The following is a 23,146-nucleotide window of genomic DNA, read 5'->3' as shown; positions in this document are numbered from 1 at the left end:
TGCAGCCGTTGCTCGACGAACTCGCCGTCGCCGGATTCGGGCGTCTGGACGCGGCGTTACGCACCGCCCTCGCGAGTGCGGGCGAGGATTTCGCGGCTCGCGTGCGCGCCACCATGACCGCCTACACCCGTTTCGCCACCGAGAACGCGGCGCTGCTCGAGCTCATGTACACGAGCAAGCACCGCACGGGCGCCGAGCAGATCGTGCTGGCCGCCGCGGCGCCCTTCGGGCTGATGAACGAGCTGGTCGTGCAGGGGCAGGAGCGCGGGGAACTCGAGGCGGGCGACCCGGAACGGATCGGGATCGTCCTGTTCGCCACCTTGCAGGGCATCGCGACGATCATCAACGGCAATATCGAGAAACCCGAACTGCTCGACGGGCTGGTCGACACCGCGGTCGACCAGTTCCTGCGCGGCGCCGCACCGCGCGCGTAGTCGCCTACGGTGCCGATTCGTCCACCGGCGTGAAGACGATCCGCCCGGACTCGGTGACACCGAGCTTCCCGGCGCGGCTGCGGTCGGTGATGAGCCGGTCGACCAGCCTGCCCGCGACAGCGTCGGCTTCGTGCTGGTGCCCGGAACTCCAGACCGTGCGGGTGATCGCCCGGCCCGCGGTCGGGGACCCGTGGAAGGCACGGATCACCACCGCGTACCGTTCGCGATGCATCCGGCCTGCGACCACCCGGCCGGATTTGACGACAGCGACCTCGGAAACCTCTTCGGCGCGAATGGTGCACGATTCGAGCGCCAGCCACAGCGATCCCATCCACCCATTGTCATCGTGCCCGCCCCGGGAGGCGCCGGCGACGCGCGGACGCTTTCCGTCCCTGCCGATTACCCTGTCCGGGTGACTGTCGAAGAATTGCCCTTCGGATCCTGGCCCACTTCCACCACCTCCGAGAGCGTGGTCAGCGCGGCGGTGCGGCTCGGCGAGGTCCGGGTGGACGGGACCGACGTGTACTGGTCGGAGGGCAGGCCCGCCGAAGGGGGCCGCACCCAGATCGTGCGTCGCGCCGCCGACGGCACCCGCACCGACCTGCTGCCGGCGGGGATGGACGCGCGCACCGCGGTCCACGAATACGGCGGCGCCGCGTGGTGGGTACGCGACGGGGTGCTGTTCTTCGCCAACTGGGCCGACCAGCGGCTGTACCGGCTCGAGGCAGGCGGCGAGCCGGTGGCGCTGACCCCCGAGTCCGCCACGCCGCGCGGTGACCGCTACGCCGACGGCGTGGTCGCTCCCGGCGGTGCCACCGTCGTGGCGATCCGGGAGCATCATCCGGTCGGCGGCCACGGCGCGACCGAGGTACGCAACGAGATCGTGCGACTGGCCGCCGACCGGCCGTCCCTGCCGGAAGTCCTGGTCAGCGGCCCGGATTTCGTCGCAGCGCCGCGCCTGAGCCCGGACGGGACACTGCTCGCGGTGATCACCTGGGACCACCCGTCGATGCCGTGGGACGACACGGTCCTGCGGGTGCGTGAGCTGGCGACCGGCACCGACACCGTGGTCGCGGGCGGCCCGGGGGAGTCGGTCCAGGAACCACGCTGGCAGGACGACGGCACGCTGCTGTTCCTGTCCGACCGCAACGGGTGGTGGAACCTGTACCGGTGGAGTCCTGGCGGCGCCGTCGAGGCCGTCATCGAGATCGACGCCGAAATCGGCGTGCCCGCATGGCAACTGGGCTCGGCACGCTACGTCGTTCTGGAGGCGCACGGCATCGTGTTCGCCCGGTGGCGCGATGGTTACGACGGGCTGGCCCTGCGTCGCCCGGACGGGTCGGTGACCGACCTGGACCTGCCCTTCTCCGCGATCGCCGCCGTCGAGCGCGCGGACGACGATGCCGTTGTCGTGGTCGCCGGCGCCCCCACCGCCGAACTCGGGATCTATCGCATCGGATTCGGCGGCACCGAGATCGACCTCGACACCTTGCGCACACCCCGCGATCTCGGACTCGGGGCCGCCGATATCTCGGTCCCCGAGCCGATCTCGTTCCCCTCGGTGGATCGCGACGGCGCGGCCCGCACCGCGCACGCGCTCTACTACCCGCCCGCGAGCGCAAGCCACCGCGCGCCCGCCGGGGAACTGCCACCGCTGCTGGTGATGATCCACGGCGGCCCGACCTCGCACGCGCTGCCCGTGCTCGCGCCGAGCACCCAGTACTGGACCAGCCGCGGATTCGCCGTCGTCGACGTCAACTACGGCGGCTCCACCGGTTACGGCCGCGCCTACCGCGAACTGCTGCGCGACGCCTGGGGCGTGGTGGACGTGGCCGACTGCCTCGCGGCCGCCCGCTGGCTCGCCGGCAACGGCCGCGTCGACCCGCATCGGCTCGCCATTCGCGGCGGTTCGGCGGGCGGCTACACCACCCTCGCGGCGCTGGCTCGCGCGGACACCCCGTTCGCCGCGGGCGCCGACCACTTCGGCGTCGCCGACCTCGAGGCCCTCGCCGCCGAGACCCACAAGTTCGAGAGCCGCTATCTCGACGGCCTGATCGGCGAATACCCGGCCCAGCGGGCGCGCTACCGCGAGCGGTCGCCGATCCATCAGGTCGACCGGTTCCGCAGTCCGCTGATCGTCCTGCAGGGCAGCGAGGATGCCGTGGTGCCGCCGAACCAGTCCCAGATGATCGTCGACGCGCTGCGGGAACGGGAGATCCCGGTCGCCTTCCTGCTGTTCGAGGGCGAACAGCACGGGTTCCGGCGCGCGGAGAACATCCGCAAGGCCCTCGATTCCGAATTGAGCTTCTACGGACAGGTTTTCGGCTTCGACCTGCCCGCCGCCGAGGGCATCGAATCGGTCACCGTCGAGCACCTCGCGACTGTTCGAGGGTGACCGGCCCGGCCGGTGTCAGGGAGTACCGCGCAGGACGGCCGCGTAGAAGCGGATCCCGGCGGCGAGTGCGTCGACGGTGAGGCGCTCGTCGGTGGAGTGGATGCGGCCGCGGGCATCGGCATCGAGTTCGAAAGGGTAGAAGCGGTAGACGTAGTCGCTGATCCGGGCGAGATGGCGGGCGTCGCTGGCACCGACCACCAGGAACGGTGCGGTCAGCACGCCGGGAAACGTTGCGGCGACGGCCTTTTCGACCCGTTCGAACGCGGGCCCCGTGGTGGGGGAGACCGGTGTCGGCTCGGCCGAGGTGATGATGTCGAGCCGGATCTGCGGGTCGTTGATCCGTTTCCGGATCCGCTCGACGGTCCCGGCGACGGTCTCGCCGGTGAGGACGCGGACATTGATCACCGCCCGCGCGGATTCGGCCATCACATTGGTGCCCTTGCTGCCTTCGAGCACGGTCGGGACCGCGGTGGTGCGGATCATCGCGTTCATCAGCGGGCCGGAGCGCGGCATGAGGGTGGTGATCAGCCAGGGCAGTTTGTCCGCGCGGGACAGGACCGCGCCGAGGGGTCCGCTCGCGTGGGCGCCGATGATGCCGAGCATCTCCAGGATCGGCGGGGTGAGGGTGGGCGGGAAGTCGAAGCCGTCCAGTTTCACCAGGGCGCGCGCGATACGGGTGGTGGCCGGGTGCTTACCGGGCATGGAGGCGTGGCCGCCGGGATCGGTCGCGGTCAGTTGCAGATCGAGCAGGCCCTTCTCGGCGGTGCCGATCGCGGCGATCTTCTGTTCGATGGGGAACAGATCGCCGGCCACGCCGCCGCCCTCGTCGATGACCAGGCCGGGCACGATGCCCTGCTGCCGGAAGTGCTCGACGACGGTCGGGACACCGTCACCGGCGACTTCCTCGTTGTGCCCGAACAGTAGGTAGACGTCCCGGTCGGGGGTGAACCCCTGCGCGAGAAGGTGTTCCACGGCTTCGAGAATGCACACCATCGGGCCCTTGTCGTCCACGGCGCCGCGCCCCCAGATGACGTCGTCGGCCACCGTGCCGGCGAACGGCGGATGGGTCCAGCCGTCTGGATCACCGGCGGAGACGACATCCTGATGCGCCATGAGCACGATCGGCTCGGCGGGCGTGCCGGTGTCCCAGTGATAGACGAGCGTGTGCCCGGCGAAGATCTGCTTCTGCAACTTCGCCGTTACCAGCGGATACAGGGCGTCGAGCGTGTCTCGAAAGGTCGCGAATTGCGCCCAGTCGGTGTCCTTCTCGTCGATAGTGGTCACGGTGGGGATCTGTAGCAGCGCGGAAAACCGCTGAACCGCGGTATCGATATCGATCGAGCCGTCGGACATCCCGATTCCTCCCACGAGATAGACGCGACCTGTCGAGTCGCCCGGTCCACAGCATATCCGCTCGGCATGTTCACGGAAGCTAATTCACGGCTACTGTGGGCCGAGGAGTGTGCGCGCGGTCAGTGTTCGGTGGCGTCCTCGGACAAGCCCTCGCTCGCCCGCAGGCTCTCGGCGAAGCGCACCATCAGATCCAGGCTGTCGGCGGGCAGGTGATGGGCGTGGACGAGCAGGGTGCGCAGGCGGTCGCAGCGCAGCCGGGTGAGCACGGCGAGGTCTGCGGGATGGGAGAAGGTGTCGGTGGCGGGGGCGAAATGGCTGGGGTGGACGCCGAAATAGGCGGCAAGTGCGGCGACGACGGCGGGTGCCGGATTCTCCCGTTGCCCGGACCGCAGCTGGGACAGGTACGGCCCGGACAGCGGTTGCCCGCGTTCGGTCAGCGCCCTGGCGACGCCCCGGCTGGTCGGCGCGGGCTCACCGGGGACGAGCGGGCGTGCGAAGAGGTCGTTGAGACGCGACGCGAACGCGGGCCCGGCGCCGGGCCCGCCCTTCTTCCTGACCACCCCTCCAGGGTGGACCAGTGTCGGTGAAACAGGCAATCGGGACAAGCGCATCGTGGGCAATGCAACACAATCAGGCCGGTTGGTTTGTGATTGCTACCGCTCGCCGACATGGGTACTTCCACTGAGCGAGAAGAACCGCCGAACCGCCGTCGCGGGCCCCTAGGCTCGACGGCATGACCGAGCATCACCCGGCCCTGTTCGAGCCACTGAGCATCCGTTCGCTGGAACTGCCCAATCGGATCGTCATGTCCGCGATGACCCGGTCGGCCTCGCCCGGCGGGGTGCCCGGTCCTGATGTCGCCGCGTACTACCGTCGCCGCGCCGCCGGGGGAACCGGCTTGATCATCACCGAGGGTGTCGCCGTCGAGCATCCCGCCGCCGTCGACAATCCGCGCGTGCCCCGCATGTACGGCGACGACGCGCTGGCCGGGTGGCGGACCGTCGTCGACGAGGTGCACGCGGCGGGCGGGCGGATCGTTCCGCAGCTCTGGCATGTCGGACCGCTGTGGGGCGCGATGAGCGCGGTCGACCCGGCCATCACGCCCATGCGGCCGTCGGGGCGGTGGGGCAGTGCGGGCACCACGTCCTATCCCGACGACTACATCGCACGCGCCTCGCGACCCACCCGGCCGATGACCGAGGACGACATGGACGAGATCGTCGCGGCCTACGTGCGCGCCGCGGTGCACGCGGCCGAACTCGGCTTCGACGGTATCGCGCTGCACGGCGGCCACGGCTACCTGCTGGATGCGTTCCTGTGGCACGACACCAACACTCGCGAGGACCGGTGGGGCGGTGATGCCCTGGCGCGCAGCCGGTTTCCGGCCCGCGTGGTGGCCGCGATCCGCGCCGCGGTCGGCACGGAGCTGCCGCTGTTCTTCCGTTTCTCCCAGCACAAACAGCAGGACTACACCGCCCGCATCGCCGAGACCCCCGAGGAACTGCAGGTGCTGCTCGGCGCGCTCGCCGATGCCGGGGTCGACGTCTTCGACGCCAGTATCCGGCGCTTCGACCTGCCCGCGTTCGACGGCAGCGACCTGACACTGGCGGGCTGGGCCAAGAAACTCACCGGCGCGCACGCGATGGCGGTGGGCAGTGTCGGACTCGGAAAACCGCTGCGCGACAGCCGGATCGAGGGCGCCGCGGCGGTCGTCGACAATATCGGCGAGGTCGAACGCCGGATCGACGCCGGCGAGTTCGACCTGATCGCGATCGGCCGGCTGCACCTCGCCGACCCGGCCCTGGCGACGACGCTGCGCACCGGCGCGCCGCTGACACCGTTCTCGCGCGCCGTCCACGAGGGCCGCCTGTACTGAACCGCCCGGCACGGTACTGGCGTACCACTTGTGAGGGTCGTCAAAGTTCGGCGCGCTGGGCGGTAAAACTAGAACGTGTTCTAGTAGGCTTCGGCTATGGAACGACTCACCGGACTGGATGCCAGTTTCCTCTATCTGGAGACCGGCACCCAGCATCTCCACGTCTGCGCGCTGCTGATCCTCGACCCCGCCGACGGGCCGTACTCCTTCGACGAACTACGCGCCGAGCTCGGCCGACGGCTGCCGCTCATCCCGCATCTGCGCCGCCGGGTCCACCCGGTGCCGTTCAACCTGGATCATCCGCTCTGGGTCGACGACGCGGACTTCGACATCGACAACCACATCCGGCGCGTGGAACTGCCCGAGCCGGGCGGTACGGCCGGGCTGGCGCAGCTGATCGGCGACATCGCGGGCCGCCCGATGGACCAGCGCAGGCCGCTGTGGGAGATGTCGGTGGTGGAGGGACTCGACGACGGCAAGGTTGCGGTCGTATGCAAGTACCACCATTCGGCCGTCGACGGCATCACCGGCACGAACATGATGATGCACCTGTGCGATCTGGAACCGGGCCTGCGCCGCCCCGAACCCGAACCCTGGCAACCGGAACCGGTCCCCGGTGATGTCGAACTCCTCGCCCGTGCCGCGGTCCGGTTTCCCGCCAGGGCCGGGATGATCGGCATGGTTCCCAAGACGCTCGGGATGGTCGCCGGCTTCGCGCGCAGACGGCGCGGCAATCAGGCGGGAATGGCGCTGCCGTTCTCCGCGCCGCGCACGCCGTTCAACCAGGCGGTCACCGGTGCGCGAGCGGTCTCCTTCACCAAGACCGACCTGGGCGCGATCAAGGAGATCAAGGCCGCGTTCGGGGTGAAGGTCAACGATGTCGTGTTGACCGTGGTCGGCGGGGTGCTGCGGCGCTACCTGCGCGATCACGGCGCGCTGCCCGAGCGCTCGCTGATCGCCTCGGTGCCGGTGTCGGTGCACGAATCCACCCGGCACACCGAGGGCATCAACAAGGTGTCCACGCTGTTCTGCCGCCTCGGCACCGATGTCGCCGATCCGGTCGAGCGGCTCGAGCAGCTGGCGGTCGCCAACCGCGCGGCCAAGGCCGAACACGATCTGATCGGCGCGGACTTCCTGCAGGACTGGTCGAAGTACGCGCCGCCGAACACCTTTCGGCTCGCCTCGCGGGTCTACTCGTCGCTGAAGCTGGCCGAGAAGCACCCGGTGGTGCACAACCTGGTGGTCTCGAATGTGCCGGGCCCGCCCATGCCGCTGTACTTCCTCGGTGTCCGGGTGGACGGCATGTACCCGTTCGGTCCGGTCTTCCACGGCGCCGGGCTGACGGTCACGGTGCTGTCGAACTGTGGCGACCTGGATTTCGGCTTCATCGCCTGCCGTGACCTGGTGCCCGATGTGGACGCGCTGGCCGACGCGGTCCCCGCCGTGATCGACGAGCTGCTGGCCGCCGCTCGCGCGCGCGACTGATCCGCTCCGACCGCCCTGTTCGCCACCGGCGTCGAACAGGGTCGTTCTACCGCCGTGCGGTCACCGCCCGGCACGCGTCCACCAGGACCGGCACGAACCGGTCCGCGGCGACAGCGCACGCCGCATGACCCGCCGCGACCGGATGCACACTCGCTCCGGGGATCGCGGCCGCGAGTTCGATCTGCCGATACACCGGGATGGCTCGGTCCCTGGTCGTGATGACCACCGCGGTCGGCACCCGCAGCTGCGGCAGCCACGTGGTGGCGTCGAATGTCCCGATCTCGGCCAGTACCGGTGCCAGCGCCCACCCGCTGGTACTGCGGAATTCGCCCACCGCCCAGCGTCGCAGCTGTCCGGGGATCAACGCGGGCGGTAGTTCCGGTAGCCCGCGCGTGCGCCGCCGGGCCCGCCGATACGGGTAGTCGCCCAGCGCGTCGGCGACGGCGGCGAAGCCGCGATGGAACGCGCGCTCGCGCCACTTCTCCTGGAAGCGATACGGCGTCGCGCACAGCACCAGCCCCGCGACCCGGTCCGGATGCCGGTGGGCGGTGAGCAGTGCGACGATCCCGCCGAGCGAATAACCCACGCAGACGAAGCGATCCACGCCGAGGGCGTCGGCCACCGCGACCACGTCGTCGGCGCAGTCGTCGAGCCGGAACCGCGCCGACTGGATGCCGCGACCGTGCCAGCGCTGATCGAACAGCACTACGCGATACCGGGCGCTGAGCGCATCGAGTGCCGGGAACCAGTTCAGCGCCGCCGTGCACGCGGTGCCGTGCAGCAGGATCAGCGTGGGCGCACCGGGTGGTCCCGGAATGTCCACGACGTAGGTGCGGCCCCGGCCGGGGAGCTCGAGCATCCGTCCGCCGGGGATCGCGTCCAGATCGGGCACGACGAACGGTCCCGTCCGCACCGAGCGAGTGGTTCCCACGGCGACCTCCTCGGAATTTCTAGAACCTGTTCTAGTCGATGATGTCACATCGGTGGAGTCATGCCTTGAACCGTCCCGCGAAGGCCCGCAGCGGGAGATCCGCGCTGGTGATGATTCCCGGCGGTGCCGCGACCACGGACTTGATGGCATTGAGCGCGGGCAGCCCGGTCACCGTCATGCCGATGGACGCGAAGTTCTCCGGCTTCGACATGTCGAATCCCTTGCGGGGGAAGATCATGTGTCTGCTGTAGATGTTGGGGTCACCCGTCACCTGGGTGATGTAACAGCCCTTGATGTCCCAGGCCGGGTCGGTGTGCGGGGTCATCTGCCATTCGAGGTGGGTCTCGATCCGGGCGACTCCGTCCACCATGCCCCGGTACTTGATGTAGCTGGCGCCCAGCGACCCTGCGGGCAGGTGATACCAGCCGAGGTCGACATCGCGGGTGCACGCGCCGAGCTCGTAGGAGAAGGCGACCTCGTCGAGTGCGAGGTCGAACGCGTCGGCCATCAGGTACACGGCGTCGGCGAAGACCGCCGTGTACTTGTGCAGGGAATCCGGGATCGACGGGTCGTCCACGGGCCTGCCGTAGCCGACGGCCTGCCAGGTGTCCACGGAGTGGTGGCAGGAGACATCGACGGACTCGGTGACGACGATGTTCTCGATCTCGGCGACGTCCGCGGTGTGTACCAGGCCGAGGATCTGGCACAACCCCGGATTCATGCCGGTCCCGTAGAAGGTCGAGCCGCCGCGCGCACACGCGGCCGCGAGCACCGCGCTCACCTGCTGCCCGGACGGGTGCGCGTGGTTGGTGTCGCGATGGAATCCGGTGATCCAGTCCGCGGTGGTCACCACATCGATGCCCGCCTCGAGGACCCGCTCGTAGAGTTCCTCGTCGGGGAACACGCCGTGAAAGGTGAGGACATCGGGCTGGGCCGCGATGATCTCTGCCACTGTGCCGGTGGCGGTCACCCCGATCGGCCCGATGCCGACGATCTCGCCGGCGTCGCGGCCGATCTTGTCGGGGGAGTAGCAGTGCAGGCCGACGAGTTCGAGATCGGGATGCTCGCGGATGCGCCCGATCATCTCGGTGCCGAGATTGCCGGTCGCTACTTGGAAGACCCGGATCGTGCCGGAAGTGCTCATGGTGTGGGGCTTTCTGTCGCGGGGTAGAACTGGCTCGCCCAGGTGCGCAGTGCGGTGAATCCGTCGAATTCCTTGCGCGACAACGCGGGCGGGTCGGAGTAGCGCTGATGCGCCCAGATGTGGATGTCGGCTTCGAACTGGTCGATGATGAACCCGGCCATGGTCTGTCCGTAGCGGCTGATCCCGGGACCGTCGTCGCCGGGTCTGCGCCCGATCCACACGGTGAAGCGGACATCGGAGGTGTATTCGTCGACCGGTGTCACCGCGGGCATGGTGCGGTTGTCGACCATGCCCCAGCTCTTGGTGATCGAGCAGCCCAGGCCTGCGTTGATCGACTCGACGCCGCTGGCGACGTCGTCCTCGGTGACACCGGCGTCGAAGGCGATCGTGAAATCGACGTAGGAGACCGGTCCGGAGAAATCGTGGCGGGTGAATTCGGGGACGAACGGCGTCTTGTGGACGAACTTGAAGTGGGCGAAGTCGACGCCGTTCTCCATGACGTACTGCGGGTGCAGTTCGAGTCCCGGCCGGTGCAGCGTCGCCGCGGGCACCGGCGGATAGTAGTCGGCCGCGGTCTTGCCGTCGCCGAACGCGTCGAAGATGTCCGGAATCTCGAAATGTGGTGCGCGGCCTTGGATGTCGAACCAGATCCAGACGGCTTCGTTGCGTTCGGTCACGGGGTAGCTGCGGATGCGGCGGCCCCGGTTCGGGTGGCTCTCGTAGGGGATGTGCACATTGCGTCCCTCGGCGTTCCATTCCCAGCCGTGGAACGGGCAGACGAGATTGCCGCCCTCGACGTGTCCGCCGTACCCGAGGTGCGCGCCGAGGTGCTCGCAGTAGGCGTCGAAGACGGTGACCCGCCCCGACGCCGAGCGCCAGGCCACCATTTCACGGCCGAAGTACTTCATCGTGTGCACGGCGCCGACGGTGATCTCGGTGCACCAGGCCACCTGGAACCAGCCGGTCGGCTCCATCGAAAGGGGTGGTTTCGCCATCTCGATCCTCCACGCTGTCGAGGGCTGCCGCCCTGCGGCGAGACCGAGAATAGAACCCTCTGTGAAAGAATACAAGAGGGTTCGATGAAACTGGCTGCCGCTGGTCACGGCCAGTACGATCAGCCCTTGTGGCGGAAGAGACGAGCGGCGGACGACGCGCGAACAAACGCGGTATCGAGTCGCGGGAGGCCATGATCAAGGCGGCGATCGCCTCGCTGGCCACCGGCGATCCAGCCGCCGTCTCCGGCAACCGCATCGCGCGCGACATCGGCGCCACCTGGGGAGTGGTCAAGTACCAGTTCGGTGACATCGACGGCCTGTGGGCGGCCGTGCTGCGCTACACCGCCGACCGGCGCGGCGACCTGCCCGCCGGGTTCGAGCCCGCAGGCACGCTGCGCGAGCGGGTCGCCGCGCTGATCGGCGCCATGGCGAGCGGTCTGCGCCGGCCCGAGTCGCTGGCCATCGAGACATTGCGCGCCGCATTGCCGCGTGATCACGCCGAACTCGAACGCGACTATCCGCGCACCGCCGCCGAACTGGCGTCGTGGAAACCGAACTGGGACCAGGCCTGTCAGCGCGCGTTCGGCGAGTTCGGGGTCGACCCGGTCAAGGTGCGGCAGGTGGCCGCGCTCATCCCCGCCGCGATGCGGGGCATCACCTCGGAGCGGACGCTGGGCACCTACGGCAACCTCGACGACGCGCTCGACGGTCTCGTCGGCGGCATCGTGGCGTACCTCGAATCCTGAATGGTCGGCACGGCGTCTAGACACGTGTACAGTTTTATGTCTGTACAACTGTAACGCCACTGTGTAGCGTGGCCCGCATCACGCCGAGTCCGCTGTACCGATCGGAGAAGATGTCCATGCCATTCCCCCGCGCCGAACTCGATGAGATGATCCGCCGATGGCTGCAGGCGAACACCGATTGCGAAAAAGCCGGTGACTGGCGGCCGTTGGCGGAGTTCTATACCGAAGACGCCACCTACGGCTGGAACTACGGCCCCACCCACGATTTCATGGCCATCGGGCGCACCGAGATCCGCGACTACGCCATCGGCCTGGAAATGGACGGCCTCGACGGATGGACCTATCCCTACCAGTCCTGGGTCGTCGACGAGAAGACCGGTGACATGCTCGGCCTGTGGAAACAGGTATGTGATGTCACCCGCGCCGACGGCACCAACTACTCCCTCGACGGCATCCAGGGCAGCTGGTTCAAATACGGCGGCGATTACCAGTGGGCATGGCAGCGCGATTTCTTCGATTACGGGAATCTGACCGCGCTGTTCACCGAGATGATCAAGAACGGTGATCTGCCCGCGGGTGTCATGAAGCGGATCGAGCGCGTGCTGAAGTCCAAGGGTGATCTGCCCGGGTGGTATCCGCTCGGCGCCTCGCCGGTTCCGCTGTGGTGACGCGATGATGTCGTATTCGGATCTGCCCCGCCCCATGCTGGCGCGGCTCGTCCCGGAGCTGCAGCTGTCGGGACAATTGATCGACCGCAGCGGAATGGCGCATCTCATTGCCGCGTTCGGCCGCGAAGTCATGGCCGATGTCGGTGTCGAGGAATGGATTTCGGCCAGTCCCGTCTACACCGCCCGGATGCGGACCGCGCTCGGGCTCGACGGCGACGGCGTCGAGGACATGTTCAAATGCATGCAGCTCGACATCGGCGCGCCACCGCAATTCATGGATTTCCGCTACAGCGTCACCGACACCTATCACGGCGGATTCGAGCTGAATCACTGTGGCGCCCTGATCGATGTCGAGCCACTCGGCGACGACTACGTGACCGCGATGTGTCATCACATCGAGGATCCGACCTTCGACGCCACCGCGATCGCGACCAATCGGCGTGCCCGTATCCGCCCGCTGCACCGGCCACCGCGCCGACCGGCCGACCGGCACCCGCACTGCGCGTGGACCGTCACCATCGAACCCGATCGGGACGAGTTGCCGCTGCCCGAGCAGTCGATCCGGATGTCACGGACCAGGGCCGCGCAGGTGGAGCTGTCGGCGATCGATCCCACCGAGGAAGGCCGGACCGACTATCGCGGTCATCTGCTGGCCGATCTGCGGTTCGCCGACTGGTCGCACAGCGCGCTGGTGCGCATCTGCGAGGAACTCGCCCTGCAACATCAGTTGCTGGCCATCGGATTCACCTGGGCGGTCGGCAACCGGACCGATGCCGAGCATGCCGCGACTCTGAGCCGCAAACAGCTCACCGGCATCGCCGGACTCACCGCAGGCCGGCTGCGTGCGTGCCTGGGCCTGGGCACCGACGCCACCTCGCTGGCCACTGTGCTCCAGTTGCATCCGGTGCTCGGTCCCACCCAGTACACCGGCATCACCGCGACCCGGACCGGTGCGGGCACCGAAGCCGGTGTGCTGCTGCGGATTCCGGCCTCCTCGGGCGCGATCGCCGACGACGGCTGGCCGGCGCGCATCGACGCCGAGCACCTCGACCCGGTCCTGGCGATCGCGGCGGCCGTCGACCCGACCTGGTCGGCGCTGCGCGCGAGCGCCGACGACACCGGCCTGACGATCGAGATCGGCCGGGGTCCGGCGGGCAAGGAACTCGGCGAAGTGGCGATCACCCGGTTCAGTTCCGGGGCGACCTTCGAATTCGCCGACCGGGGAATCCCGTTGGCCATCACGCCCACCGGCGCGAGCCGGCGGTGAGTCTGCGAGGTGTGTAGTGCGAATCGTCGTTGATCTGGATCTGTGTCAGGGGCATGCGGTGTGCCAGGCCGAAGCGCCGGAGGTGTTCACGGTGCCCAAACGTGGAAAGGTCGAGATCCTGCTCGACCAGCCGTCGGGCGCGCATCGCGCGGCGGTGGGTGACGCGGTCACCTACTGCCCGACGCGGGCATTGTCGATCGTGGACGACAGCGGGCCCGACGATCGGTAACGGCCGGGCGGGTGCGCAACGCACCCGCCCGGCCTCGTTCCGGCGCGTGTTTCCGGTAAGTGGACAAGTGTCTATACAACTGTCCGAACATGACGTAGCGTCGGACATCCCTACGAATTTCTGGTGATGGAGTGCGCTGTGAACGTCGACATGGAGACGGTTGTACCGTTCGACCCGTACAACTACTCGTTCCACGAGGACCCGTACCCGACCTACACGCGACTGCGTGCCGAGGCGCCGGTCTACCGCAACGCCTCGATGGACTTCTGGGCGCTGTCGCGGCATCGCGATGTCCGCGCGGCCTTACGCGACAGCGCGCGGCTGTCCAACAGCTGGGGTGTGTCGATGGACCCCACCTCCTACGGGCCCGAGGCGCACCGCGCCATGTCGTTCCTGGCGATGGACGATCCCAAGCACGCCCGGATCCGCAAGCTCGTCTCCAAGGGCTTCACCCCGCGCCGGTTGCTCGAGCTGACCGATCGGATCACCGAACTCACCCGCAGGCACTGGGACCGGTGCCTGCAGCTGGGCCGGTTCGACTACATCCGCGACTTCGCCGGCCTGCTGCCGATGGATGTGGTCTCCGAGCTGCTCGGGGTGCCCGAGGCCGACCGCGCCCACCTGCGCACCCAGTCCGATCTGCTGCTGCACCGCGAGGAGGGCGTCCTCGATGTTCCGGAGGGCGCGATCCTGGCCTATCTGGAACTCACCGGCTACTACCGCGAGCTGCTGGCCGGGCGGCGCAAGAACCCCGGCGACGACCTGGTCTCGGTCCTGATCGACGCCGAGATCCCCGACGAGCAGACCGGGGTGACCCGGCTCTCGGACGAGGAGATCATCGGCTTCCTGGTGCTGATGATCGTCGCGGGCAACGAGACGACCACCAAACTGCTCGGCAACGCGATGTACTGGGGCGCCCAGTTCCCGGACGAAGTCGCCAAGCCGCTCGCCGATCCGGCGGCGGTGCCGGACTGGACCGAGGAGACGCTGCGCTACGACAACTCCACGCAGATGCTGTTGCGTCGCGTCCTGGCCGATGTCACTTACGGCGAGTACACGATTCCCGCCGGCGACCGGGTGCTGCTGCTGCTCGGCTCGGCGAACCGCGACGAGGAGGTCTTCGAGGACGCGGCACGGTACTCGATCGGCCGCGACAGCTCACAGACCCTGCTGAGTTTCGGCCTCGGCGTCCATTTCTGCCTGGGCGCGCACCTGGCGCGAATGGAATCCAATATCGCGCTGACCGAGATCGCCCGGACGCTGCGCGACTACGAGATCGACAGCGCGTCGGCCGAACGTGTGCATTCGGTGAACGTGCGCGGTTTCGCCGGACTGCCGATGACCGTCCGCCCGGCCTGACCCCGCCGGCCCACTGAGGCCGATCCCGCCACCACCGCGGTACTCGTCACGAAGGCGGCGAGCCGACACCCCTTTCGAGGCTGTTCACCAGCCTCGACACCGCGACCTTGGGCGCGTACTCGACGAGCAGGTGCACGGGTACAGTCGATTTGTGCAGCTCCGGTACAACTACCGTGTGTATCCGACGTCGGGCCAACAGGATTCGTTGGCTCGGGTGTTCGGTTGCGCACGGGTGGTGTACAACGACGCACTACGCGCCCGCCGCGATGCTCACGCCGCAGGGCTGCCATACATCAAGGACTCGGTGTTGCAGACCAGGGTGATCACCGAGGCCAAACGAACACCGGAACGGGCGTGGCTGGCCGAAGTTTCGTCGGTGGCACTGGTTCAAGCGTTGGGCGACCTGCACACCGCCTACCGCAACTTCTTCGCCTCCGTCACCGGGAAACGCAAGGGCGCGAGGGTCGCGGCTCCGAGGTTCCGGTCGCGCAAGGACAACCGGCAGGCGATCCGGTTCACCCGCAACGGTTTCTCGTTGCGTCCGAACCGGCGACTGTATATCGCCAAGATCGGCGAACTGAAGGTCGCGTGGTCGCGGGCACTGCCCGCCGACCCGTCGTCGGTCACGATCGTCACCGACGCGGCGGGCCGTTATTTCGCGTCGTTCGTGGTCGAAGTCGACACGCAGCCGTTGCCGCCGGTCGACTCCGAGGTCGGAATCGACCTGGGTCTGGCCACGTTCGCGGTCCTGTCGGACGGCAAGATGATCACCTCGCCACGGTTCCTGCGGCAGGCAGAACGCCGGTTGCGGAAGGCACAGCAGTCGTTGTCGCGCAAGGACAAAGGCTCGAAGAACCGGGCCAAGGCGCGGCTGCGGGTCGCGAAGGCTCACACGAGAGTGGCCGATACGCGCCGGGATTGGGCGCACAAACAGTCCACGACGATCATCCGCGACAACTAAGCGGTGTATGTCGAGGACCTGTGTATCAAGGGTTTGGCCCGGACCCGGTTGGCGAAGTCGGTGCACGATGCCGGGTGGGGCATGTTCACCTCCATGTTGGAGGAGAAAGCGGCCCGGTACGGGCGCACCTTCGCCCGAGTGGATCGTTGGTTCCCGTCGACTCGCTTGTGCTCGGTGTGCGGAGTCGTGGGGAAGGGCAAGCCGTTGCATGTGCGGGAATGGACGTGTGGGTGCGGTGTGGTCCACGACCGCGATCTGAACGCCGCGATCAATATCCTCGCCGCTGGGCAGGCGGAGAGGCTAAACGCCTGCGGAGGGACGGTAAGTCCGGCCGCCTAGCGGAAGGCATGTCCCTGTGAAACAGGAACCCACCGGAGGACCGCGAGGTTCAGGAGGGATCCCGGCCCTTCAGGGCCGGGAGGATGTCAACTTCGCTCCCATCGGGCTCACCCACCACCCTCGGGCTGCGGGCGAGGTGATCGGCCGTTGCCCGGTCGGCTATTTGACCGGGAACGCGTTCTGCAATCCGCCGACATCGGCGATCTGCCAGTCCGCGTTCCGGTCGATGGTCAGCGAGTAGGCGACGGTGGTCAGCGTGCCTGCGGGGTTCTGCACACTGGTGGAGTTCACGGTGAGATAGGCGTTCACCTTGTACACCCCGGCTGCTTCGGACACGATGTCGGCGGAGAGCGGGGTTGCCGTCGACGTCCACTGCAGCGGCAGCAGGATCTGTTCGAGCTGCGGCGCGGTGGTATCGAATTTCGTGGTGAGGTCGGTGGTGGTACCGGCCTTCAACCCGGTCAGCCAGCCCTTGACGTCGCGGTAGTCGATCGTCGAGGCGCCGAGGGCGTAGTCGAGCGCGATCTGTTCGACGTGCTGTGCGTCGGCGTCGCGGCGATCGTGGTCGCCGATCGTGGCGCGGGCCGAGCCGTACAGCACGGCCAGGGTCACGGTGGCGAGCACGAGCACGGCCAGCGCGGCACCTGTCAGCACGGTCGACAGGCGGATCGCCACGGTGCGTGGTGGCGTGCGGGTGGTGGCGGTGTCCGCGGGCTCTGTGCTGTCGGTACTCATGGACGATCCTTCCGCTGTGCCGTGGTCCACGGCGCTATTTCATGCCGATGCGCAGATGCACCGCGCCGTCGTCGCCGAGGCCGTGCAGTGCCTGGTCGAGCAGGGTGCCGAGGTCGATGTCGGGTACCCGCCGGACCGCGTCGCCGACCACCGGCTGCAACATCGGCGCCAGATTCGCCGAGCTCGGCCCGATCTTCGCCAGCAACGCCTCGAGTTCGGTGAGGAAGGGGACGAGCCCGTCGCCGGTGAAATACTGTTCGGTGGGGCGGCTTTCGACCAGCGCCGACCCCGATTGGACGATCGCGCTGAGCGTGATACCGAATTCGCCGAACAGCGGTCCGGCGGTCGTGAGCGAGGGCCCCATCCAGTCGATGTCGCCGCCGACGAACTGCAGATCGGCGAAGAGCTGGTGCAGGGCCTGGGTCCGGCTGAGCAGTGTCGCCGCCAGCAGCGTGGTCGAGCGTTGCAGTGTCTGCATGGTGGCGTCGGTGCCGGCCAGGGCGCGATCGAAGGTGTCGACCAGGCCCGCGATCGCGTCGGGGTCGATCCCGTCGAGCAGCACGACCATCTTCGACGACAGTTCGGTGATCGTCATGGGCGTGCGCACCTGGGCGGCGGGCACGACCTGGCCGTCCTCGAGATACGGTCCGTCGCCGTCGGTCGGCTCGAAGCCGATGTACGGTTCGCCCAGCGCCGAGAGTTGTTCGATGCGAACCGGACTCGACACCGGGATGCGGTACCGGTCGTCGATCGCCAGGCGCACCAGGACGCCGCGCGCCTGCTTGCGCACCGACTCGGCGTGGCCGACGGTCACCCCGTTGAGCAGCACCGGCGCGTTCGCGCCGAGCCCGCCGGAATTGTCGAGCTCCATGTCGACGGTCATGAAGCGAACCCGGGGGTCGATATTCAGCACCCCGAAGGTCATATAGGCGACGCCGAGGACGAGCACGGCGGCGATCGCCGACAGCGACACCGCGGCACGGACATTCATCGGACCGCTCCGATCACGCGCAGCAGGTCGACGATCCGGCGCGTCTGTTCGTCGACGGGCATCGCCGGGGCCGACTCGCCGGCGACCGATACTTCGACCAGGTCGATCGTCGGGCGTTCGGCGAACGGGATGATCGTGGTGTGGATGAGATCGACCAGTGCTTTCATGTTCGACGGGGAATCGGTGTCGAGCGGACGGCTGCCGAACAGCATCGGCACCACCGCGGCGACTGTGGCGTCGAGTGAACCGAGCAGCGGTCCGAGCCATGCGGCGCTCGGGGCGACCGGGCCGAGCGCGGTCAGCACGAAGATGACACCGATCTGGGCGTTGATCGCGTCGGTGGTCTGCTGGACGCCGTAGGGCGTCAGCAACTCCTCGATCACCGGCGCGTTGTCGATGACCCCGTCGTCGAGGGTGGTCTGGAGTCCGTCGAGGACGGCGTCGACGGACTCCAGATCGCCCGCGAGATCGGTGAGGTCGGCCCCGAGAATGCCGGACAGTCGCGCGGTGTCGCGCGGATCGGTGGGCAGCACGCCGTTCATCGTCCGGATGATGTCCTGCACATCGGTGACCGCGCCGGTGCCGATGAAGGTCGACAGTGCCGCGAGGATGTCCTCGATGGTCGGTGCCTGGGTGGTGTCCGAGCGCGGGATCGTCGCCCCGGGCGCGAGCATCGCCGTGGTCGGTGTCCGCGGTTCGGCGAGGGCGATGTGGACATCGCCGAGCGGTGTCTCCTGGCGCAGTTCGGCGGTGGTACCCACGGGCAGTCGCACCGATCGCCCGACCGCGATCTCGGCCGAGACGTACCCGGATCCGGTCTCGCCGGGACCGGGGTCGACGAGGGTGACCTGGGTGAGCCGGCCGATCTCGAGTCCGTCGGCGATCACCTTGGCGCCCTGCGGGAGATTGAGCACGCTGGTGAACTCGATGTGCAGCGGATAGGTGGGTCCTCCGGTCCCGAAACTGGTCATGTCGGCGGGTTGCACATCGCAGGCGGACACGCTCAAGGTGACGGTGGCCGCGAGCAGTACCGGGGCGAGGCGGCGGCGCAGGGTGCGGCGGTTCATCCGGCGCTCACCGCCGCCAGCAGCAGCGGAATCGACGGCACGGTCGTGCTGCCGTCGGCGGCCGTCGTACACGGCTGCCCGGTCAGCGCGTGCAAGGCAGCGCACAGGGTCGCCGAATCGCCCTGGGGGAGTGCGATCTTCGGTGCGAGGTAGTCGACAGTGGGTCGGCCGGTGGCCGGGTCCAGCGAGGTGGCCAGACCGGCCGCGATCGCCGGGGCCCGCTCGACGATGTCGGCGAACGAGCCGACCCCGGCTGCCAGGAGGTCGGGCAGGTCCGACATCTTGTCCAGTGCGCGGACGGTCGGTGTGGCCAGCAGCATCATCGCGTCGTTGAGCTGGGGGAGCACCTGGATCAGGTAGGTGACGATGTCGATGATCGGTGGAAAGGCGATGGTGACGATGTCGTTGAAGGTGCGGGGGAGTTCGGTGGTCATCGCCTCCACCTCGTCCCAGCCGCTGTGGGCCTGCTGGAGCAGTGCGGCGAGCGCGTCGATGAGGCTGCCGATGTGCCCGATCGCGGCGTCGGGTGCCGACAGTGCCTGCCCGAGCTGCGTGATGACGGCGTTGAGCTGGTCGCCGGTCCCGGCGGTGGCCCGGTTCAGCGCGGCCAGACCCGAGCTGGTGGCGGGATCGTCGGTGGTGCTGTCGAGTTCGTCGGCGAGCCCGGCGAGCGCGTCGAAGGTCTCGGTGAGGCTCGCGGGGGTGAGTGTGTTGGTGATGCAGGTGCCGGAGTCCCAGCCCGGTCCGGTGGGTTCGTCGCCGACGAGCGCGAGATCGCGATCGGCTACAAGGGTGTCGTTCACCGTCACGGCGCCGACGTCGAGTGGCAACTTGCGGTCGGCGCGGACGGTGAAATGTACTCGTGCCCAGGGTCCTTCGGGTTCGATGCCGGTCACCTCGCCGACCCGGAGACCGAGCACGGTGACGGGGCTGCCCCGGTAGAGCCCGATGCTGTCGGGCATGTCGGCGCAGTAGGAGCGGACCTCGGGGGTGGGCCGGGCCAGGTGCAGCGCGGCGCCACCGGCCAGCACCAGGGTGAGCACGACCGCGGCGGACATGAACCCCCGCGACCCCAGTATTCCGGTCAGCATCAGCAACCCCCTCCCGGCACCGGGATACACAGTCGTTCCGGGACGACGGTCACGCCGGACTGGTCGATCCGCGCTCCCGCGCCGCCGGACAGCAGTGGCAGCAACTTGTCCTCGAGGGCGCGCAGCGCGCCGGACAACTCGCCGAGGTGGGTGGCGAGGCCGTCGAGGCCCGCGACCGCGTCGGTCAGCGGGCCGACCCGGTCGTGCAGGCTCGCGTCCCACGCGCGCCCCAGCGGGGAGGCCCGGTGCAGGACGTCGGAGAGGGTGTTGAGCGCGTGCGCGACGGTGGCCTTGTGCGTCTGCACGATCGTCTCCAGGGTCCGCAGCATCCGGATCAGCTGGGCGAGCACATCGGAGCTCGCGTCGATCGCGGTGAGGTACTCGTCGGCGATCGAGAGCGCCTTGGAGATGTCGGCGTTCTGTTCGTTCATCACCGTGACCAGGTCGCCGGCGGCGCCGATCGCCGATCGGAAGGCGTCGGGACTGCCCGAGATCGAGGTGGACACCGCGGCCAGGTTCTCGCGCAGCACGGTGCCGTCGATCTCCTCGACCGGTCGCACGGCGTCCTGGAAGACCTGGGTGAGGTTGTAGGGCAACACGACTCGCTCCATCGGGATCACGGCCTGCCCGAGCGGCGCGCTGCCCGCGGGCTGCACGGCGACGTAGTAGCCGCCGACGATGGTGAGCATCCGGATGTCGAGCACCGTCTGGTCGCCGAGGAAGACGTCGTCGCGGACGGTGAAGGTCATCCGGACCCGGTCGGGGCGCAGGGTGAGGGTGTCCACCTGTCCCACGGTGATGCCGGCGATCCGGACGTCGTCGCCGACGCGCAGCGCGCCCGCCTGCCGCAGATCGGCGGCGTACTCGCGTTCGGCGGTCGTCCCGACCAGTGACACCACGCCGACGGCGACGGTGAGCACGACGACGGCGCACAGACCGACGATGCCCCAGCGCAGATCGGTGGTCCGGGCGTTCGCCGGGTCCACCGCGGTGATCCGCCGCAGCAGCGAACGGAGCCGGGCTATCGAGCGTGACACAGCACGACCCCCTGTCCGGCGATGAGTACCTGGAGTGGCTCGGGCGCGACGGCGACGCCTTGGGAGCAGCGCAGGCCGCCGCCGTCCGCGGCGGGTACCAGCGCGGCCATGGACTGGATGAGACCCGGCAGCCGGTCGAACACCGCCACCGCCACCTGCTGATCGGGAAAAGCGTTGCGCAGCACGAGATCCAGATCGTGGTTCTCGTCGCCGGTGATGCCCGCGGTGCGCAACATCGACTGGATCGGTTCGATCACCGGCGGGATCGTCATCGAGAAGTCGACCAGCCCGGGCAGTTTCTCGGCGATGGCGGTGAACAGATTGGTCAGGTTGGTCAGTAGCTGGACGGCCTGTCCCGACCGGCCGCCGAGCCGATCCGAGATCTGGCCCAGGTTGCGGACCAGGGTGGAGATGACCACCTGGCGGTCGGAGGCGTACCGGCTGAGCGTGTCGACGGCGTCGAGTGCCGGTCCGAGTCCGGTGCCGTCACCCTGGATCACCGCCAGCATGCTGGTGGTGAAGCGGTTGATCTCGTCGGTGGACAGTTGCGCGAGCACCGGCTGTAGTCCCTTGAACAAGGTGGTGATGTCGAAGGCGGGTATCGTCTCGGTGGTGCCGAACTCGGCATCGGGTGCGCGGGTCTCGCCCGGCCGGTCGGGTTGGACGAGGTCCAGGTACCGGAATCCGGTGAGATTCTGGTATCGGACGGCGACGGTCGTCGTGGTGTACACCGGGCGGTCGCGCACGACACTGAACCGCACCCGTGCGAGGGTGCCGGCCAGCTCGATCCCGGCCACCTTGCCGACCTGGACGCCGTGCAGGCGCACGTCGTCGCCGGCGCGCAGTCCGTTGGCATCGGTGAACAGCGCGGTGTAGGTGTCGGTGTCGCCGCGGACCGGCCGCTCGATCAGGCGCAGGACGCCGACGAGCACCACCGCCATCAGTGCCACGGCCACGACCACCCGCAGCGCCAGCGAACGAGTCTTCATCACCGGCCTCCCGTGGACGCACCGAGCAGTGCCGCCAGTGGCCCGGCCAGCCCGGGCACGGTGTCCAGCTCGACCGCGACCCGCAGCACCGGTCCGGTCGGCGTCTGCGCGAACGCGGCGCCGAGTCGTTCGATGAGGGTGGCGAGTTGTTCGGTGGTGCCCCCGGCCGGGCCCGCCGACGCGGCGACCTGGTCGAAGATCATCGTCATGATCGGCATGAGGGTGCCGAAATGTGTTTCGGCCGTGGTCATCGTCCGGGTGACGGCGGGCAGCAGATCGTATTGCATGTCGTCCCAGAACTCGGCGAAGCGTCGCAGGTTGTCCGGCGAGCGGAGGTACTCGTTGGTGTAGGCGGCATCGAGGACGTCCACCGCCCCGGTGAGCATCGGTGGCAGCCCGGTCAGCGTCGCACCGAAGGAACCGGCCAGGTCCGAGGGGGCGAGCACGCGGGTGTCGGCGTAGGCGCGCAGGGTGGCGCCGAGCGCCTCCAGCAACGGGGTGAAGGCGCGCAGATCGCCGGAGACGGTGCGCAGCAGGTCGGCCAATTGGGTGGTCAGGACCTTGTCGGTGAGCTGTCCCGTCGACCGCAGCAGCGCCGAGAGGGTGGCGTCGCGGACGCGGCCTGCGTGCTCGCCGCTCAGGTCGACCGTGGAGCCGTCGCGCAGCTCGGTGCCACCGGCCTGCGAGATCAGCTGCACCGCACTGATTCCGAACAGGTTGCCCGGTGCGAAGTCGACGGTGAGAGTGTCGGTGAGGCCGAACAGTTGCGTGCGGTCCAGGACCAGTTCGATGTCCTCGCGTCCCGCGCCGACGGCGGTGATCGCGGCGACCGAACCCACTTTGACGCCGTCGAGACGCACGTCGGTGCCGGGCTGCACGCCTTCGCCGACCTGATCGGTGCGGACCGCGACGCGGATGTCCTCCGGTGCGCCGGATTCGGGCAGCGCCCGCCAGACCAGGCCTCCGACCAGCGTGATCGCGACGGCGCAGGCGCCCAGGACGCGGGCGCGCCACGGCCCGACCTCGGTGCCGGGAAGTGCGTAAGGCGGCATGC

At 68.6% G+C, this 23,146-nt stretch carries 22 protein-coding genes and 2 pseudogenes; 10 read left to right on the top strand and 14 right to left on the bottom strand.

The features are described 5' to 3' along the window. Positions 1–8: 8 nt before the first annotated feature. Entirely contained in the window at positions 9–434 is a 426-nt protein-coding gene (locus ACFXK0_RS12735; protein ID WP_379410273.1) for a TetR-like C-terminal domain-containing protein, read from the top strand. 4 nt (positions 435–438) lie between these two features. Here ACFXK0_RS12735 and ACFXK0_RS12730 read toward each other — a convergent pair whose 3' ends face one another. After that, complete coding sequence (locus ACFXK0_RS12730) at positions 439–765, bottom strand: hypothetical protein (RefSeq protein WP_379410272.1); 327 nt, start codon at positions 763–765, stop codon at positions 439–441. Positions 766–846: 81 nt separating this feature from the next. Between ACFXK0_RS12730 and ACFXK0_RS12725 the strand changes: the two genes are divergently transcribed. Continuing rightward, positions 847–2,829 carry a S9 family peptidase gene (locus ACFXK0_RS12725; RefSeq protein ID WP_379410270.1) on the top strand — a complete coding sequence of 661 codons (1,983 nt, stop codon included), beginning with the start codon at positions 847–849 and terminating at the stop codon, positions 2,827–2,829. A 15-nt stretch (positions 2,830–2,844) separates the two neighbouring features. On the opposite strand, the gene ACFXK0_RS12720 is transcribed toward ACFXK0_RS12725, so the two are convergent. Next, the gene (locus ACFXK0_RS12720; RefSeq protein ID WP_379410269.1) at positions 2,845–4,182 is read right to left on the bottom strand and encodes a M20/M25/M40 family metallo-hydrolase; all 1,338 of its coding nucleotides are present in this window, start codon (positions 4,180–4,182) and stop codon (positions 2,845–2,847) included. Between the two features lie 119 nt (positions 4,183–4,301). Beyond that, the gene (locus tag ACFXK0_RS12715; RefSeq protein WP_379410268.1) at positions 4,302–4,742 is read right to left on the bottom strand and encodes a transcriptional regulator; all 441 of its coding nucleotides are present in this window, start codon (positions 4,740–4,742) and stop codon (positions 4,302–4,304) included. A 173-nt stretch (positions 4,743–4,915) separates the two neighbouring features. On the opposite strand from ACFXK0_RS12715, the gene ACFXK0_RS12710 reads away from it, so the two are divergent. Then, positions 4,916–6,058 carry a 12-oxophytodienoate reductase gene (locus tag ACFXK0_RS12710; protein ID WP_379410266.1) on the top strand — a complete coding sequence of 381 codons (1,143 nt, stop codon included), beginning with the start codon at positions 4,916–4,918 and terminating at the stop codon, positions 6,056–6,058. A 96-nt stretch (positions 6,059–6,154) separates the two neighbouring features. After that, complete coding sequence (locus ACFXK0_RS12705; protein WP_379410265.1) at positions 6,155–7,543, top strand: wax ester/triacylglycerol synthase family O-acyltransferase; 1,389 nt, start codon at positions 6,155–6,157, stop codon at positions 7,541–7,543. A gap of 46 nt (positions 7,544–7,589) precedes the next feature. Here ACFXK0_RS12705 and ACFXK0_RS12700 read toward each other — a convergent pair whose 3' ends face one another. From ACFXK0_RS12700 to ACFXK0_RS12690, 3 genes are read right to left on the bottom strand one after another with little or no spacing between them, the layout of a single operon-like run. Next, a complete protein-coding gene (locus ACFXK0_RS12700; protein WP_379410263.1) occupies positions 7,590–8,474 on the bottom strand; it encodes an alpha/beta fold hydrolase in 885 nt (294 codons plus the stop codon). 58 nt (positions 8,475–8,532) lie between these two features. Continuing rightward, positions 8,533–9,618, bottom strand: coding sequence for a dihydrodipicolinate reductase (locus tag ACFXK0_RS12695; protein ID WP_379410262.1), 1,086 nt, complete (start codon positions 9,616–9,618; stop codon positions 8,533–8,535). Continuing rightward, positions 9,615–10,613 (bottom strand): Rieske 2Fe-2S domain-containing protein, encoded by a 999-nt coding sequence (locus ACFXK0_RS12690; protein ID WP_379410261.1) that lies wholly within the window; start codon positions 10,611–10,613, stop codon positions 9,615–9,617. The genes ACFXK0_RS12695 and ACFXK0_RS12690 overlap by 4 nt, the downstream gene beginning before the upstream one ends. 191 nt (positions 10,614–10,804) lie before the next feature. On the opposite strand from ACFXK0_RS12690, the gene ACFXK0_RS12685 reads away from it, so the two are divergent. From ACFXK0_RS12685 to ACFXK0_RS12665, 5 genes are all read left to right on the top strand, one after another. Then, positions 10,805–11,359, top strand: a complete 555-nt coding sequence (locus ACFXK0_RS12685) for a TetR/AcrR family transcriptional regulator (RefSeq protein WP_379410431.1) — start codon at positions 10,805–10,807, stop codon at positions 11,357–11,359. A gap of 116 nt (positions 11,360–11,475) precedes the next feature. Continuing rightward, positions 11,476–12,027, top strand: a complete 552-nt coding sequence (locus tag ACFXK0_RS12680; RefSeq protein ID WP_379410260.1) for a nuclear transport factor 2 family protein — start codon at positions 11,476–11,478, stop codon at positions 12,025–12,027. 4 nt (positions 12,028–12,031) lie between these two features. Beyond that, positions 12,032–13,294: a hypothetical protein gene (locus tag ACFXK0_RS12675; RefSeq protein ID WP_379410258.1), complete on the top strand. Its 1,263-nt coding sequence runs from the start codon at positions 12,032–12,034 to the stop codon at positions 13,292–13,294. A gap of 16 nt (positions 13,295–13,310) precedes the next feature. Further along, positions 13,311–13,523, top strand: a complete 213-nt coding sequence (locus ACFXK0_RS12670; protein WP_379410257.1) for a ferredoxin — start codon at positions 13,311–13,313, stop codon at positions 13,521–13,523. Between the two features lie 126 nt (positions 13,524–13,649). Continuing rightward, complete coding sequence (locus ACFXK0_RS12665) at positions 13,650–14,882, top strand: cytochrome P450 (protein WP_379410430.1); 1,233 nt, start codon at positions 13,650–13,652, stop codon at positions 14,880–14,882. Positions 14,883–14,921: 39 nt separating this feature from the next. On the opposite strand, the pseudogene ACFXK0_RS12660 reads toward ACFXK0_RS12665, so the two are convergent. Continuing rightward, positions 14,922–15,018: pseudogene (locus tag ACFXK0_RS12660) on the bottom strand (transposase); the annotation flags it as partial. Between ACFXK0_RS12660 and ACFXK0_RS12655 the strand changes: the two are divergent. Further along, a pseudogene (locus ACFXK0_RS12655) lies at positions 15,013–16,182 on the top strand (RNA-guided endonuclease InsQ/TnpB family protein). The pseudogenes ACFXK0_RS12660 and ACFXK0_RS12655 sit on opposite strands and share 6 nt — an antisense overlap. 159 nt (positions 16,183–16,341) lie before the next feature. On the opposite strand, the gene ACFXK0_RS12650 reads toward ACFXK0_RS12655, so the two are convergent. Genes ACFXK0_RS12650 through ACFXK0_RS12620 form a run of 7 tightly spaced genes read right to left on the bottom strand, consistent with a single transcriptional unit; the run spans position 16,342 to position 23,144 of the window. Then, positions 16,342–16,917 carry a hypothetical protein gene (locus tag ACFXK0_RS12650; protein ID WP_379410255.1) on the bottom strand — a complete coding sequence of 192 codons (576 nt, stop codon included), beginning with the start codon at positions 16,915–16,917 and terminating at the stop codon, positions 16,342–16,344. A gap of 34 nt (positions 16,918–16,951) precedes the next feature. Then, positions 16,952–17,908, bottom strand: coding sequence for an MlaD family protein (locus tag ACFXK0_RS12645; protein ID WP_379410254.1), 957 nt, complete (start codon positions 17,906–17,908; stop codon positions 16,952–16,954). Beyond that, entirely contained in the window at positions 17,905–18,975 is a 1,071-nt protein-coding gene (locus ACFXK0_RS12640; RefSeq protein ID WP_379410253.1) for an MlaD family protein, read from the bottom strand. The genes ACFXK0_RS12645 and ACFXK0_RS12640 overlap by 4 nt, the downstream gene beginning before the upstream one ends. Continuing rightward, positions 18,972–20,066 (bottom strand): MlaD family protein, encoded by a 1,095-nt coding sequence (locus ACFXK0_RS12635; RefSeq protein ID WP_379410252.1) that lies wholly within the window; start codon positions 20,064–20,066, stop codon positions 18,972–18,974. Before ACFXK0_RS12635 ends, ACFXK0_RS12640 begins: the two co-directional genes overlap by 4 nt. Beyond that, entirely contained in the window at positions 20,066–21,103 is a 1,038-nt protein-coding gene (locus tag ACFXK0_RS12630; RefSeq protein ID WP_379410251.1) for an MlaD family protein, read from the bottom strand. Before ACFXK0_RS12630 ends, ACFXK0_RS12635 begins: the two co-directional genes overlap by 1 nt. Beyond that, positions 21,088–22,092, bottom strand: a complete 1,005-nt coding sequence (locus ACFXK0_RS12625) for an MCE family protein (RefSeq protein ID WP_379410250.1) — start codon at positions 22,090–22,092, stop codon at positions 21,088–21,090. The genes ACFXK0_RS12630 and ACFXK0_RS12625 overlap by 16 nt, the downstream gene beginning before the upstream one ends. Beyond that, on the bottom strand, positions 22,092–23,144 hold the full coding sequence (locus tag ACFXK0_RS12620; protein WP_379410249.1) for an MlaD family protein: 1,053 nt from the start codon (positions 23,142–23,144) through the stop codon (positions 22,092–22,094). Before ACFXK0_RS12620 ends, ACFXK0_RS12625 begins: the two co-directional genes overlap by 1 nt. Positions 23,145–23,146 lie beyond the last annotated feature (2 nt).

The organism is Nocardia sp. NPDC059177 (genome assembly GCF_042755165.1).
Classification (GTDB): domain Bacteria; phylum Actinomycetota; class Actinomycetes; order Mycobacteriales; family Mycobacteriaceae; genus Nocardia.
The sequence above is the reverse complement of the archived record's forward strand: the minus strand, read 5'-3'. Positions and strand labels throughout refer to the sequence as shown.

What these genes read in the sequence shown, in the direction of transcription:
- ACFXK0_RS12710 (WP_379410266.1), top strand. Translation starts at nt 4,916, where the DNA reads ATGACCGAGCATCACCCGGCCCTGTTCGAGCCACTGAGCATCCGTTCG.
- ACFXK0_RS12690 (WP_379410261.1), bottom strand. Translation starts at nt 10,613, where the DNA reads ATGGCGAAACCACCCCTTTCGATGGAGCCGACCGGCTGGTTCCAGGTG.
- ACFXK0_RS12665 (WP_379410430.1), top strand. Translation starts at nt 13,650, where the DNA reads ATGGAGTGCGCTGTGAACGTCGACATGGAGACGGTTGTACCGTTCGAC.
- ACFXK0_RS12620 (WP_379410249.1), bottom strand. Translation starts at nt 23,144, where the DNA reads ATGCCGCCTTACGCACTTCCCGGCACCGAGGTCGGGCCGTGGCGCGCC.
- ACFXK0_RS12685 (WP_379410431.1), top strand. Translation starts at nt 10,805, where the DNA reads ATGATCAAGGCGGCGATCGCCTCGCTGGCCACCGGCGATCCAGCCGCC.
- ACFXK0_RS12675 (WP_379410258.1), top strand. Translation starts at nt 12,032, where the DNA reads ATGATGTCGTATTCGGATCTGCCCCGCCCCATGCTGGCGCGGCTCGTC.
- ACFXK0_RS12625 (WP_379410250.1), bottom strand. Translation starts at nt 22,092, where the DNA reads ATGAAGACTCGTTCGCTGGCGCTGCGGGTGGTCGTGGCCGTGGCACTG.
- ACFXK0_RS12645 (WP_379410254.1), bottom strand. Translation starts at nt 17,908, where the DNA reads ATGAATGTCCGTGCCGCGGTGTCGCTGTCGGCGATCGCCGCCGTGCTC.
- ACFXK0_RS12650 (WP_379410255.1), bottom strand. Translation starts at nt 16,917, where the DNA reads ATGAGTACCGACAGCACAGAGCCCGCGGACACCGCCACCACCCGCACG.
- ACFXK0_RS12720 (WP_379410269.1), bottom strand. Translation starts at nt 4,182, where the DNA reads ATGTCCGACGGCTCGATCGATATCGATACCGCGGTTCAGCGGTTTTCC.
- ACFXK0_RS12705 (WP_379410265.1), top strand. Translation starts at nt 6,155, where the DNA reads ATGGAACGACTCACCGGACTGGATGCCAGTTTCCTCTATCTGGAGACC.
- ACFXK0_RS12640 (WP_379410253.1), bottom strand. Translation starts at nt 18,975, where the DNA reads ATGAACCGCCGCACCCTGCGCCGCCGCCTCGCCCCGGTACTGCTCGCG.
- ACFXK0_RS12730 (WP_379410272.1), bottom strand. Translation starts at nt 765, where the DNA reads ATGGGATCGCTGTGGCTGGCGCTCGAATCGTGCACCATTCGCGCCGAA.
- ACFXK0_RS12680 (WP_379410260.1), top strand. Translation starts at nt 11,476, where the DNA reads ATGCCATTCCCCCGCGCCGAACTCGATGAGATGATCCGCCGATGGCTG.
- ACFXK0_RS12635 (WP_379410252.1), bottom strand. Translation starts at nt 20,066, where the DNA reads ATGCTGACCGGAATACTGGGGTCGCGGGGGTTCATGTCCGCCGCGGTC.
- ACFXK0_RS12695 (WP_379410262.1), bottom strand. Translation starts at nt 9,618, where the DNA reads ATGAGCACTTCCGGCACGATCCGGGTCTTCCAAGTAGCGACCGGCAAT.